General features: G+C 71.5%; 12 protein-coding genes. 3 read left to right on the forward strand and 9 right to left on the reverse strand.

All coding sequences use genetic code 11. From position 1 onward, the window contains the following. Nucleotides 1-7: 7 nt before the first annotated feature. Nucleotides 8-847, forward strand: a complete 840-nt coding sequence (locus C1I92_RS07075) for an SDR family oxidoreductase (RefSeq protein WP_111253958.1) — start codon at nucleotides 8-10, stop codon at nucleotides 845-847. 65 nt (nucleotides 848-912) lie between these two features. On the opposite strand, the gene C1I92_RS07080 is transcribed toward C1I92_RS07075, so the two are convergent. The 6 genes from C1I92_RS07080 to C1I92_RS07105 all read right to left on the reverse strand — a co-directional run bounded on the left by C1I92_RS07080 (nucleotide 913) and on the right by C1I92_RS07105 (nucleotide 7,736). Next, a complete protein-coding gene (locus tag C1I92_RS07080) occupies nucleotides 913-2,082 on the reverse strand; it encodes an alpha-L-fucosidase (RefSeq protein ID WP_111253959.1) in 1,170 nt (389 codons plus the stop codon). Between the two features lies 1 nt (nucleotide 2,083). Continuing rightward, complete coding sequence (locus C1I92_RS07085; RefSeq protein ID WP_111253960.1) at nucleotides 2,084-2,974, reverse strand: carbohydrate ABC transporter permease; 891 nt, start codon at nucleotides 2,972-2,974, stop codon at nucleotides 2,084-2,086. Further along, the gene (locus C1I92_RS07090; RefSeq protein ID WP_199521024.1) at nucleotides 2,974-3,927 is read right to left on the reverse strand and encodes a carbohydrate ABC transporter permease; all 954 of its coding nucleotides are present in this window, start codon (nucleotides 3,925-3,927) and stop codon (nucleotides 2,974-2,976) included. The genes C1I92_RS07085 and C1I92_RS07090 overlap by 1 nt, the downstream gene beginning before the upstream one ends. Then, nucleotides 3,924-5,318: an extracellular solute-binding protein gene (locus C1I92_RS07095; protein WP_111253961.1), complete on the reverse strand. Its 1,395-nt coding sequence runs from the start codon at nucleotides 5,316-5,318 to the stop codon at nucleotides 3,924-3,926. The genes C1I92_RS07090 and C1I92_RS07095 overlap by 4 nt, the downstream gene beginning before the upstream one ends. A 13-nt stretch (nucleotides 5,319-5,331) precedes the next feature. After that, nucleotides 5,332-6,627, reverse strand: coding sequence for a polysaccharide pyruvyl transferase family protein (locus C1I92_RS07100; RefSeq protein WP_158564030.1), 1,296 nt, complete (start codon nucleotides 6,625-6,627; stop codon nucleotides 5,332-5,334). 77 nt (nucleotides 6,628-6,704) lie between these two features. Next, the gene (locus C1I92_RS07105) at nucleotides 6,705-7,736 is read right to left on the reverse strand and encodes a LacI family DNA-binding transcriptional regulator (RefSeq protein WP_111253963.1); all 1,032 of its coding nucleotides are present in this window, start codon (nucleotides 7,734-7,736) and stop codon (nucleotides 6,705-6,707) included. 86 nt (nucleotides 7,737-7,822) lie between these two features. Between C1I92_RS07105 and C1I92_RS07110 the strand changes: the two genes are divergently transcribed. Continuing rightward, nucleotides 7,823-9,796 (forward strand): hypothetical protein, encoded by a 1,974-nt coding sequence (locus C1I92_RS07110; RefSeq protein ID WP_111253964.1) that lies wholly within the window; start codon nucleotides 7,823-7,825, stop codon nucleotides 9,794-9,796. 65 nt (nucleotides 9,797-9,861) lie between these two features. On the opposite strand, the gene C1I92_RS07115 is transcribed toward C1I92_RS07110, so the two are convergent. Then, entirely contained in the window at nucleotides 9,862-10,377 is a 516-nt protein-coding gene (locus tag C1I92_RS07115; protein ID WP_111253965.1) for an SRPBCC family protein, read from the reverse strand. A 52-nt stretch (nucleotides 10,378-10,429) separates the two neighbouring features. After that, nucleotides 10,430-11,155: an SDR family NAD(P)-dependent oxidoreductase gene (locus C1I92_RS07120; RefSeq protein WP_111253966.1), complete on the reverse strand. Its 726-nt coding sequence runs from the start codon at nucleotides 11,153-11,155 to the stop codon at nucleotides 10,430-10,432. 153 nt (nucleotides 11,156-11,308) lie between these two features. On the opposite strand from C1I92_RS07120, the gene C1I92_RS07125 reads away from it, so the two are divergent. Continuing rightward, nucleotides 11,309-12,304 carry a sigma-70 family RNA polymerase sigma factor gene (locus C1I92_RS07125; protein ID WP_111254012.1) on the forward strand — a complete coding sequence of 332 codons (996 nt, stop codon included), beginning with the start codon at nucleotides 11,309-11,311 and terminating at the stop codon, nucleotides 12,302-12,304. 8 nt (nucleotides 12,305-12,312) lie between these two features. On the opposite strand, the gene C1I92_RS07130 is transcribed toward C1I92_RS07125, so the two are convergent. Further along, nucleotides 12,313-13,128 (reverse strand): helix-turn-helix domain-containing protein, encoded by an 816-nt coding sequence (locus C1I92_RS07130; protein ID WP_146605049.1) that lies wholly within the window; start codon nucleotides 13,126-13,128, stop codon nucleotides 12,313-12,315. Nucleotides 13,129-13,134: the final 6 nt, after the last annotated feature.

Raw genomic sequence — 13,134 nt, forward strand, 5'->3', positions numbered from 1 at the left:
AACCTCCATGAGCAAGGTCATCGTCGTCACCGGCGCCGGTCGCGGCCTGGGCACGGACATCGCCCGCGCGGCGCTGGCGGCCGGTCACCGGGTCGTCGCCACCGGTCGCCGGCCCGAGCAGGTCGAGAAGGCTCTGGGCGGGCCGCGGGACGACCTGCTGGTCACCACGCTGGATGTCACCAGCCTGGAGGACGCGTATGCCGCCGTTCAGGCGGCCGTGGACCGGTTCGGCCGCATCGACGTCCTGATCAACAACGCCGGGAACTTCTTCGCCGGCTTCTTCGAGGAGATCCCGCCGGACCACCTGCGCCAGCAGATCGAGACGAACCTGTTCGGGCCGATGAACGTGACCCGCGCAGTCCTGCCGGTCATGCGCCGGCAGCGGGCCGGGCATGTCATCACGATCTCCTCGCTGGCCGGGCTGGTCGGCTCGGAGTTCAACGCCGCGTACGCCGCCTCCAAGTTCGGCGTCGAGGGCTGGATGGAGTCACTGCACCACGACATCGCTCCGTACGGCATCCGCACCACGATCGTGGAGCCCGGGTTCTTCCGCACCGAACTGCTCGTGGACGCCTCCACGACCTGGCCCGAGCCGTCCATCGACGATTACGCCGAGCGCACCGCGTCGACGGTCGAGGCGTGGAAGAGCATCAACGGGCAACAGCCCGGCGACCCCGCCAAGCTCGCCCGGGCCCTGTTGGCCATCGCCGGCCAGGACGAACCGCCGCTGCGTTTCGTCGCCGGCGCGGACGCCATCGAGGGCGCGCGGGCCAAGGCGCAGGAGCTGCTCGACCAGGCCGACGCCTCCCGCGAACTCGGCGGGAACCTGGCCCACGACGACACTTGACGGTACCGGGACGCGCCGGTGCGGCGTGAGTACCGGCTCACCGAGGGTCCAGTCTGATCGCCGTCCTAGGCAGGCCGGGGCGAGCTCTCCACGCGGGGGTAGCCGTCCGGCTCGTCGGCGGCGAGGTGGGCGTAGACGTGGGTGTCGGTCGCCGTCCAGCCGAGGAGGCCGGGCCGGTCCGGGCCCGCCCAGGGGCGGGTGCCATAGACGGCCTCGCCGTGGGCGGCCAGCCACTCGCCGAGACCGCGCAACGGGGTCAGCTGCTCGTCGGGGATGGTGCCGTCGGCGCGCGGGCCGACGTTGAGCAGCAGGTTGCCGCCGCGGGTGACGATGTCGACGAGGCGGTGGGCGAGCTGCGGGCCGGTGAGGTGGTGCTCGGCGGTCTCGTTGGCGTTGTAGCCGAACGAGAGGCCGATGCCGCGGATGTGCTCCCACGGCCGACCGGTGGTCTCGCGGTCCGCGAGCGCGGAGTACTCGCTGGTCAGGAAGTCCGCCCAGCCCGCCTCCCATCGGTCGTTCACGACACCGCCGGGTACGGCGTCGTAGTAGCGGCGGAACATCTCGGGCAGGCCGGGCTTGCCGGCGTCGGGCCAGTTGATGTCGTTCCAGAGCACGTCCGGCCGGTACCGCTCGACGAGGTCCTCGAGCTGCGCGCGGGCGTAGGCCGCGTACTCGGCGTCGACCGGCCGGTGCGTCTCCAGGTGCGCGGCCCGGCTGATCGGCGGCAGGTCGGACGCGTGCCAGTCCAGCCCGCCGGAGTAGTAGGTGCCGAACCGCAGCCCCGCTCCGCGCACGGCGCCGGCCAGGTCGGCGACCAGGTCGCGGCGCGGGCCACGGGCGACGGCGTTGTAGGTCCCGCTGCCCGGCGCGTCCCACAGGCAGATGCCGTCGTGGTGCTTGGTGACGAGGACGACGTACCGGGCGCCGACGCCGGCGAACAGCGACGCCCAGCCGGACGGGTCGAACCGCTCGGCTCCCCACGCGTCGAGGAACGACTCGTACGGCGCGCCGCCGTGGACCCGAGCGTGGTGCTCGGCCGCCGGGCTGCCCGGGATCCGCGTCGTGTTCGCGTACCACTCGGCGTACGGGGAGCGGACCATGAACTCGTCGTGGTCGACGGCGCCCAGCTCACCGATCGGCGTCGCCCAGGCCGGTACTGAGTAGGCGCCCCAATGGACGAAGATGCCGAACTTGGCGTCCGGGAACCAACCGGGGATCTCGCGTTCGAGGGTCATCTCAGCCCTTCAGAGCGCCGGCGCTGCCGGCGCTGTCGAGGAACTGCCGCTGGAACACCAGGAACAGCCCCACCGGGATCACGACGGCGATGAACAGCGCCGCCATCTGGACGTCGAGCGGGAAGCTGTCGGCGACCTTGGGCAGCGCGACGGAGATCGGCTGCTTGTCCGGGTCGGGCAGGACGAGAAGCGGCCACAGGTAGTCCTTCCACGACGCGACGATCGTCAGCAGCGACACCACGCCCAGGATCGGCCGCGACATCGGCAGCACGATGCTGAACAGCACCCGCACCGGGCCGGCGCCGTCGATGCGGGCCGCCTCGTACAGCTCTGGCGGGATCTGGTCGAAGAACCGCTTGACGATCAGCACGAGGAACGCACTGGCCGCGTGCGGCAGCCACACCGCCCAGTACGTGTCCAGCAGCCGCCAGCCGGGGCCGGGCAGCTCCAGCACCGTCAGGTACAGCGGGACCAGCGACACGATGTTCGGGATGAACAGCGTCGCGAGGACGGCGGCCGACAACAGCCCGCCCCACCGCGGCCGCAGCACGCTGAGCACGTACGCGCCGGTGACGCACGTGATGAGCGTCGCCGCCCAGGAGCCGAGCACCACCCAGGCGGTGTTGAGCAGGTAGTCGCCGACCCGCACGTCGGTCCAGGCGCGGGCCAGGTTGCCGAACTCGAACTCGCCGTCGAACAGCATGCCGAACGGGTCGGCGATGATCTCCTGGCTGCTCGACAGCGCCGCCTTGAACAGCCACAGCAGCGGCCCCAGGCAGGCGACCAGCAGGCCGGCGAGGATCAGCGCCTGGGTGAGGCCGAGCCAGAACCGCACCCTCGGGCTCTTGCGGTCCGCGGGCGAGATCGCGCCGCGCTCGTAGGTCCGCGACATCAGCTCAGCCTCCGGGTGGCGGCGAAGTACACGGCCGAGACCACGCCCAGGAACAGCGCGAGCAGGACCGACAGCGCGGTGGCCGCGCCGTAGTCGCCCTCGATGAACGCGTAGTCGTAGATCATCAGCAGGATGGTCGTCGAGGCGTTGTTCGGCCCGCCGCCGGTGAACACGAACGGCTCGGTGAAGACCTGCATCGTGTTGATGATCTGCAGCAGTGCCATGACCAGCACGACGCCGCGGATCTGCGGCAGCGTGACGTGCCAGGTGCGGCGGAGGATGCCGGCGCCGTCGATCTCGGCGGCCTCGTAGAGCTCCCGCCGCACCGCCGTGAGCGCGGCGAGGTAGATGATCGTCGTGCTGCCGAAGTACGCCCAGGTGGCCTCGACGACGATCGCCGGCAGCACCGTGCCGGCCGAGTTCAGCCAGCCGAAGGGGCCGGCGCCGAACCAGCCCAGCACGGTGTTGAACAGGCCGGTCGGCTCCGGGCTGTAGAAGAACTTCCAGAGCAGGACGGCCACGACCGGTGGGATGATCACCGGCAGGTACGCCAGCACGCTGTACAGCCGCCGGGTGCCGCGCAGCTCGGCCATGAACGTCGCGAGCAGCAGCGGCGCCGGGAACCCGATCAGCAGCGCCAGCACGGCGAACAGCAGCGTGTTCCCGATCGCCTTCGGGAGCAGCGGGTCACTGAGCACGTAGCTGAAGTTGCTCCACCCGACGAACTCGGGCGGGTCGACGAGGTTGGTGCGCTGCATCGACATCGCGACGCCGTCGATGATCGGCCACCACGCGAAGTACCCGAAGACGAACACCAGCGGCAGCGCGAAGGCGATCTTCGTCAGCCCGCCGCGGGCCACCCACGTCCGCAGCGTGCCGCGCCGCGGCGGCCGCGGCCGGGCCCGGGGCGCGGCCGCCCCGGCCGGCGGCGCGGCGGACACCGTCGCCGTCACCGGCCCAGCAGCCGGTCGACCGCGGTCGCCGCCTCGTCCAGCACGGCGTCGACGTCGGCGCCCTCCTCGGTGAGCACCTGCTGCACGACGACGTCCAGCTCGCTGTAGACCTCCTGCGCCTTCACCGCCGGCTCCGGCTGCAGCGTCTGCTCGCCGAACGCCTGGATGTAGGTCTCGAAGTTGGCGACCGGGACGTTGAGGTGCGGCTCGATCCACTCGAAGTACTGGTCGTAGGCCTCCTGGCTGACCGCCGGGCGCTCCGGGACGGTGACCGCCTGGCCGGCCGCCGCGCCGGCCTGCGCCGCCGCTACCGCGACGGCTTCGTCGGTGAACTGGCCGAGGTAGAAGAAGTCGATCCACTTCACCGCCGCGACCCGCTCCTCGGGCGTGGCGTCGGGGTTGACGACCTGGATGACGCCGCCGGTGAGCGCGGTCGGGTCCGCGTCGCCGCCGACCGGCATCGGGCCCATGCCGAAGTTCTCCGCCGGCATCTCGTTGCGGATGACCGCGGGCCGGTAGAGCCCGGAGAAGCCGACGAACATCCCGACCCGGCCGGCCGAGAAGTCCTCCACCAGCCCGGCGGCGTTGTACAGGAAGTTGCTGCCCATGGTCTGGTCCTCCCAGCGCATGGCCCGCAGCAGGTCCAGGTACTGCGCCGCCGGTTCGTCGGCGAACGTCGCCTCGGTGCCGTCCTCGTTCTCGACGGTGCCGCCGAAGCTGTAGATGCCGGCGGCCAGCATCCAGCCGCCCTGGCCCTCCGTCGTCATGGTGGCGAACCCGGTGGCGCCGGTCGCCTCGGTGATCTGCCGCGCCGCCGCCCGGACGTCGTCCCACGTCCGCGGCGGGTCGTCGGGGTCGAGGCCGGCCTGGACGAACAGGTCGCGGTTGTAGATGAGGCCCAGCGCCTGGGCGGCGGTCGGGATGGCGTAGACGCCGCCGTCCTCGGAGCTGACGAGGCCGACGAGGTCCGGGTCGAGGTCGGCGGTCAGCCCGGCGAGGTCCATGGCCTGGGACAGCTCGGCGATCTGGCCGCGCTCGGCCAGCGAGCCGGCCTCGGTGAACGGCACCGCGAGCACGTCCGGCAGGTCGCCGGCCGCGATCTTGGCCTGGAACGTCTGTGGGTCCCAGAGCTCCTCGGTCGCCTCGACGGTGATGTTCGGGTTGGCCGCCATGAACGCCTCGACCTGGCCCTCGAAGAACTCCCGTTCCTCGGGCTCGGCGGCCGGCGGCAGGTCACCGACGGTGATGGTGACGTCGGCGTCGAGGTCGACCTCCTCGTCGGCGGCCGGCCGGGTCGGGTCGTCCTGGCCGTCGTCGCCGCAGGCCGCGACGCCGAGGGTCAGCGCGAGCAGGACGGCGAGTGCGGACGAGCGCTTCGTTGCGGTTCGCATGGCTCACTCCTTGTCAGGTCCCCAGCGGGGGAGCGGTACGGCGGGTCAGTGGTGCGGCGCAGGCCAGGACGTGCTCGGCCATCCCGCGCAGGCGGTCGTGCGCCCGTTCGCGGACCGCCGCGGTCTCCGCGCGAGCGGCCACCGGATCGTCGAGGATCCGCTGCAGCGCGGTGACCACCGGGACCGGGCCGTCGCCGATCTCGGTGCCGCGGTGCGCGACGCCCAGGTCGGCGAACATCCGGCCCTTGAGCGTGTCGGTCGGCTGCCGGACGTAGACGGCGGGCGTGCCCTGGCTCAACGCCATGAGCGGTGAGTGGCACTCCAGGCTGACGACGGCCTGGGCGTCGCGGTACACCGTCATCGCCTCCGGTGCGGACCAGAACCGGTCCAGCACGCGGACGTAGGGCCGGACGTCGGCCGGCAGCGCGTCGCCGAAGTGGCGCTCGGCCAGCTCGACGGCGTAGGACATCTCGGGAGCGACGAGCACCGGGTGGCCGGTCCGGCGCACGTAGGCGACCATCGCCGCCGCCAGCACGCCGAGGTCGTGGTCCGCCCACAGCTCGTTGTAGGCGGTGCGGCGGAAGTCCAGCGGGCTGGGCACCTCGCCGCGGATCCGGAAGTACGGGGTCCACCGCAACCGGGGCACAGCGCACAGGTACTCGCCGTCGACCAGGCCGTGGCGCGCCTTGGTCGCGGCCGCCGCCTCCTCGTCGAGCAGGTCGAACGCGACGGTCGCGTCCGGCCCGAACGCGACCGCCGGGCCGGTCAGGCCGAGCGAGCGCAGGAACACCTCGGTGACGGAGTCGCGGCAGTACACGAACGCCGCGCCGTCGAGCACCGCCAGCTGGTGGTCGTCGACGCCGCCGCGGCCGAGCGAGCGCACCATCGTCTCGATCTCGTCCAACGTGCCGGTGAACATCGGGTTCAGCGGGTCGACGGAGATGCCGAAGAACCCGTACGGCCGGCCCGTCGCGGCCCATACCCGCACGTCGTCGGCCGCGACCACGCTGGGACCGGACCCGTGCACCAGGACGTCCGCCGCGTCCAGCGCGGCCGCGAGCTCGGGGGTGGTGGCGGAGCCGTCCGGGCGCAGCTCACCGTCGACGACGTCGACCTGCGGGAACGCGGCCGCGAGCATGGTCCGCTCCCGCGCCCCGATGGCCACCGGCCAGAGCACCAGCCGCGCGTCCGGCGCGTACCGGGCCAGCGCTCGCAGCGCGCCGGGCGTGTGCGCGACGTCGCCGATGTTCGGCGTCTGCCAGGACGATCGCAGCAGGATCGTGGGTCCGTTCGTGGCCGGGTAGGTCACCGAGGCTCCTTCTGGTTCGCTGATGCCACGTTGCATCAAACGCCGGGAGATGCCCACCTGTCAACAGGAAGCGGCGATCAGGTGGTTTCGCGGTGCCGGAGCTCCGGCGGCGGCGAGGTCAGGACCTGCGACGAGATGCGCTCGCCCTCGATCGCCCGGGCGAGCAGCGTCGTGCCGGTGTGGCCGAGCTCGTACATCGGCATCCGTACCGCGCTGATCGTTGGTGTGACGTCGGCCAGCACGTCGATGTCGTGGATCGCGACGACGGCGAGGTCGTCCGGCAGCCGCAGGCCGGCGGCGATGGCGCCGCCGACCACGCCGACGGAGGTGGTGGCGTTGTTGACGACGAACGCCGTCGGCCGGTCGGGCAACGCCACGATGCGCTCGATGGCGGCCCGCCCGGCGCTCGCGGCGTAGTCGGACTCGATGACGTCCTCGGCGCGCGGCTCGATGCCGGCCGCGCGCAGGGCGGCGTGGTAGCCGTCGAGGCGGCGCAGGTTGATGTGGCGGAACCCCTCGCGCGGCCGGAACGTGGCGTGCGGGCGCAGCCAGCCGCCGAGGAACCCGATGCGGGTGTGGCCCCGCTCGAGCAGGTGCTCGGTGGCGACGCGGGCGGCCGCGGCGTCGTCGATGGCCAGCCAGGGCTGCGCGCGGTCGGGCACCTCGTCGAGCACGACGACCGGCGCGTCGCGCTGCAGCATCGAGCGGACGCCGGCGGAGTCGAGGTCCGCGCTGGGCCGCAGGATGGTGCCGTCGACCTGCCCGTGGCCGAGGATCCGCTCCAGCATGCGCGAGCCGTCGACCAGCCGCATGGCCTCGGCCAGCATGATCACGTAGCCGCGCTCCTCGGCGGCGTCGTGGATGCCGTCGAGCATGGGCGTGAAGACCGGGTTGCTCAGCTTCGGCGCGACGACGGCGAGGACGCCGGAGCGGGCGGTGCGCAGCGAGCGCGCCGCGAAGTTCGTGGTGTAGCCGAGCTCCTCGACCTTGGCGAGGACGAGCGCGCGGGTGGCCTCGCTCATGCGCACGTGCCGGCTGCCGTGCAGAACGGCCGACACCACCGACGGGGACACTCCGGCGGCGGCGGCGATCTCCTTCACCGTCACCATTGCGCGAATCCTATGCCTTCTTGACACGGGCGGACCCTGGTGCCAGCCTGATGCAGCGTTGCATCAGCACTCGACGAGGAGGATTGATGGACCCGGACAACACTTCGGCCGCTCCCGGCACGGGCCTGACCCGCCGGACGCTCATGGGTCTCGGCGCGTCCGCCGTGACGGGGCTGGTGCTCGGCTCGAACGCCGGCACGGCCGCCGCGAAGCCCGCCGCTTCGGCTGCCGCGGCGGGCGGCCCGCTCGCCCCGGTGGCGCCGTACGATCCCGCGACGCTGGTGCGCGGCCAGTTCGCGCCGGAGGAGCAGCGGCTGGCCCGCTTCCTGGTGACGCTGCCGGATCTGGCGAACAAGATGGACCTCGAGAACGAGGAGACCTACGGCTGGTTCAACGGCGGCTACTGGCGCACGCCGCTGGTGCCGTACAACGCGAACATCCAGCAGAGCGTCTACACGCTGTCCTGGTTCTACACCCAGCAGCGGGAGTGGAATCCGTACTATCTGGACCCCGCGCTGCGCGACCGCATCTACGCCGGCATCCGGTTCTACCTCTCGCTGCAGGGCCCGGACGGCTGGTTCCCGGCGTGGAGCTACGTCGACCGCAACCGCGACGTCACCGCCTACGCCCTGGTGTTCCTCGGCGAGACCGCGCTGCTGCTGGAGAGCGTCGGCTGGGCCGACGACATCCGGTCGGAGGTGCTGGCCGCGCTGGTGCGCGCCGCCGACTACGTCCTCGACCCGGCGAACGAGGACGTGTGGACGATCGGCCCGGAGTTCTCCAACCAGGTGATCCCGGCGCTGATGGGCGTCTGGATGGTGCGTCACCTGCTGCCGGCCCGCATCCTGCGCGCGTACGAGGACCGCATGACGTACTACGTCGAGAACGCGCAGAGCGAGGGCGCGGGCTACCTCTACGAGTCCGCCGCGTTCGACGCGCACTACGCGCTCTACGTGACCACGCGGATGTTCGCCCGGCTCTACGGGTTGAACGGCGACGAGCGGCTCAAGCAGATGCAGCTCGAGCACTTCGACTGGTGCCGCTTCAACTACCTGTGGGAGCCCGACGGCGCCGGCTTCACCGTCAACGGCATCTCGACCCGGCTGTCGATGCGCTCGCTGCCGTCCCAGCGGACCACCGACGAGAGCAGCTATCCGGACCTGCTCAACGTGTGGGCGGCGGACAGCCCGGTCGCGGTCGCGCTGAACTGGGACCGCGAGCACGTCGACGGGCTGCGCTCGGCGTGGGCGGCCGCGACGGAGCCGCTGACGCCGATGGGCAACCCCGTCGACCCGATGAACATCTGGTTCGCCGAGCAGCGGGCGCAGACGTTCGCCACCCGCGAGCAGCGCATGCAGGCGATCCGCTCGTTCCCGTACTTCGGCCGCCCGTTCGTCGAGGCCCGCAGCGACACCCGCTACGACCAGCACTACCTGTTCGTCAACCGGCAGGGCTACTACTTCGCCAGCCACCACGGCAACGTCGCCAAGGGCAGCACCGTGCCGAAGGGGCCGTCGTTCTTCTACCACCACACGACGGGCGCGTTCGTGGCGACGCAGATGGCGACCGACAGCGTGTGGTCCACCCGGCTGTCGCGCGACTTCGTCGACGCGGAGGCGCGGATGCTGAAGATCCGCGGCGACGTGCGCCAGACCCTCCCGTTCGACTACACGTACTACACGTACCGGCCCAGCGGCGGCTCGGTCGCGAAGACGTTCCACTGCCTGCCCGACAAGCTCGCCGTCGACGTCGAGACCAACGAGTCCTCGTTCGTCGAACGGCTCCCATTGGTCATCGCCCCGGACGACGACGTGCGGTGGCTGCTCGCCGGCGGCGGCACGGCGCCGGTCGAGAACGGCGCCGGCGTCCAGGCGGTGGGCATCAGGGTCGGCCGGACCGGCGGCGCGTTCGAGCTGCGGCTCGCGGCGCCGCTGCGGCTCTCGCTCACCGCGTCGACGATCACGCTGTTCAGCGGGGCGCGGCAGCGGACGATCAAGGACCTGGACATCGCCGCCACGGCGTCGACGCTGAGCTACAGCCTCCAGATCCGGCCCCGATAGAGGCGAGTCCGGGATGATGCGACCGGGCGCCGCCCGCCAGACCGTCAGCGGCGCCCGGCCTGGGATCAGGCCGAACCGGATGCTGCTTGGTGGTCGAGCGCGTCGGCGGCGGCGCGAGCCCGGGTGGCCGGCTCGGCCTGTCCGGTGTTCGATTCGGGCCGTCCCTGGCCGTGCTCGGCGAGCATTCGGAGGCTCTCTCCGACGAAGAAGTTCCACGCGTTGGAGCACACGTCGTAGCATTCCTGCTCCGGCATGAGTCCGTGCTGGGTCAGGGTGACCTTGGTGCCGTCGTGGTCCGGCTGAAGCTCGAAGACGATCCGGTCGCCCACCCATTCACTCTGATCGGTGGTGAACCCGAACTCATTGTCCACGACCAGCCACTCGACCCGCTGGTGCGCCGAGACCTCGGTGACCCGGATGCGGGTGCGGTGCAGGCCGGTCACTTCGAAGCCGAACTCGTCACCGACGTGGGTCGTCGAGCCGTCGATCGCGGTGTTCCACCATCCTCGGGTGTCAAGGATCGCGGCGAACACCGCTTCCGGCGGGCCATCGATGATGATGCTGGTGCTGAAGTCGTTCATGAATCAACCTTCTTTCGAGTGCGATGTTTCGCGTGAGGCAGGACCCGCGGCGTCAGGAGGTGACCGGCTCTCCTTGCGCGAGGGCGGCGAACTGCTGTTCGAGTGCCTTGGCCACGCCATTGCGCCAGCCCTCGGCCACGGAGGACGAGATCGGGTCGGGGAAGATGTCTTCGTCGCCGTTCTCCACGGCGTGGAGGATCGCTCGGGCGACGGACCCGGGTGAGGCCTTCGGGATGTCGATCTGTGGGCCCATGTCGGTGTCGACCGGGCCGGGCAGCACGGCGTGGACGGTCACGCCGTATCGGGCCGCGGCCACGCGAACGGCTTGGGTGAAGGAGAACGCGGCGGCCTTGGACATCGCGTAGGTCGGGTCGAGTGGCACGGCCGCCAGGGCCGCCAGCGAGACCACGTTGACGATGGCTCCCCGGGAGCGGGTCAGCAGTGGCAGTAGAGCGTGCGTGACGTCGTAGGGTCCGAACAGATTGACGGCCAGGTGACGTTCGAGGGCCGCGCGGTCGCTGAGGTCGGCATAGAGGCCCAGCCCGGCATTGTTGATGAGCACGTCGAGCGACTCGATGCTCTCGGCGGCGGCCCGGATCTGCGCCGAGTCGGTCACGTCCAGTGTGAGCGGCGTGACGCGCTCGTCGGGGTGGGTCAGGGCCTGGCGCGTCCCGGCGTACACCCGCCTGGCGCCCCTGCTCAGAGCCTCGTCGACGAGCGCGCGCCCGATGCCGCGATTGGCTCCGGTGATCAGAACCGTCTTGCTCTGGACAATCATGCCTTCCTCCTGATGGCTCGTATGACGCATTCGGAAGTACAGACGCGGCGCACGTCTGGAACTGGTCACAGCGGCTGCGACCAGTTCCGGCCTCCGGCGGTGTCAGTACCTCTGTCAGGGCGACGAGGATGATGGGGAACGGAGGTGGGCCCGATGTCGGCAGAGTTGCTCCAGCGGGCGCGCGCCGGGGACCGGGAGGCCTTCGCGGCCCTCACCGAGCCGCACCGTGGCGAGCTGCAGGTGCACTGCTACCGGATGCTGGGCTCGCTGCAGGATGCCGAGGATGCGGTGCAGGAGACGATGCTCGCTGCCTGGCTCGGACTGGACGGGTTCGAGGGCCGCGCGTCGGTGCGCACCTGGCTGTACCGCATCGCCACCAACCGGTGCCGCAACCAGCTGCGCTCGTCCGGACGGCGGCCGGTGACCGCGGCGCCGCTACCCGTGCCGACACCGGAGCCGACCCGCTTGGGTGAAGTGCCGTGGCTGCAGCCCTACCCCGACGCCCTGCTGGAAGGACTGTCCGATCAGGCGCCGGGGCCCGAGGCTCGCTACGAGTCGCACGAAGCGATCTCACTCGCGTTCGTCACCGCCGTCCAGCTGCTGCCGCCCAACCAGCGCGCCGTGCTGCTGCTACGCGACGTGCTCGGCTACCGCGCCAGCGAGGCCGCCGACGTGCTCGCACTCACCGAGGACGCGGTCACCAGCGCACTCAAACGCGCTCGCGCGACGATGGACGCCGCCCGCACGGCCGACCGGCCGCCGCCCACGCCCGGATCCGCTGAGGAGAGGGCGCTGCTCGACCGCTTTGTCGCAGCCTTCACCGAACACGACATCGACGCGCTCGTCGCGCTGATGACCGACGAGGCCTGGGTGCGGATGCCACCCCTGCCCTTCGAGTACCGCGGCACCGAGGCGGTGCGTCGCTTCTTCACCGCGGTCTACCCACACTGGAAGGAGAGCGACCGACTGGTGCCTGTCCGTGCGAATGGTCAGCCGGCCTGGGGCGCCTACGCCCACGATCCAACCACCGGCATCCTGCACATCACCGGCGTCTACGTGGTCGGCCTCGCCGGCGACCGGATCAGCGAACTGACTCGATTCGAGACCACGCTCGCGCCCTACTTCGGCCTGCCCCGAACGCTGGACTGACCCGGCTGTCACACCCGGTGGCGGCGCCGGTACTGCGACGGCGACTGGCCGAGGTGGGCGCTGAACACGCGGCTGAGGTAGTAGGCGCTTCGGTACCCGGAGCGCTCGGCGATCGCCTGGAGGGTGTCGTCGGTCTCGACGAGCAGGCGTTGCGCGTGCTGCAGCCGCACCGTGCGCAGGAACGCCACCGGTGTCGTGGCGCGGGCGGCGCGGAACCGGCGGGTGAGCTGGGCCGGGCTGAGGTGCAGGTGCTGGGCCAGCCGCCGCAGGGAGAGGTCAGGGTCCGCGAAGTGCCGGCGCAGGTGGGCGACGGCCCGCTCGATGAGGGGGTCGTCGCTCCCGGCCGCGTCGGCGCGTTCGGACAGCACGAGCAGGACGATGTCGCTGACCAGGTGCGTCGTGACGAGGCCGGCGTCGAGAGCGTGGGGGCCACGTTCCGCCGGGAGGTGGGCGGCCCGGAGCCGGCGCAGGTCGGCGGCCAGCCGGGCGACGTCGGCGACGGGGGTGCGGCCGGCGGGCAGGTCGAGGCCGGTGTGGAACCTGGCCCAGAAGAACGACGACGGCGTCAGCAGCTCGCGGCGCAGGACGGCGTGCGGCGGCGCGATGACCACGTCGCCGAACTCGCAGCGGCCGTCGCCCGCGCCCTCGATCGAGAAGCGGAACGAGCCGGTCTGAGCGGTCAGCAGGCACCAGCCCTCGTAGGCGTCGGCGGCCCGGCTGAACCGCTCGCGGCCCACGGCGAAGAGGCTGCCGTCCAGCGTCACGGCCGGGTGCGTCATCGTGGCGTCCCCGCCGGCAAGAAAGTGCATGCGCACGTCCCGCACGGCCAT

Source organism: Jiangella anatolica (genome assembly GCF_003236295.1).
GTDB lineage: Bacteria > Actinomycetota > Actinomycetes > Jiangellales > Jiangellaceae > Jiangella > Jiangella anatolica.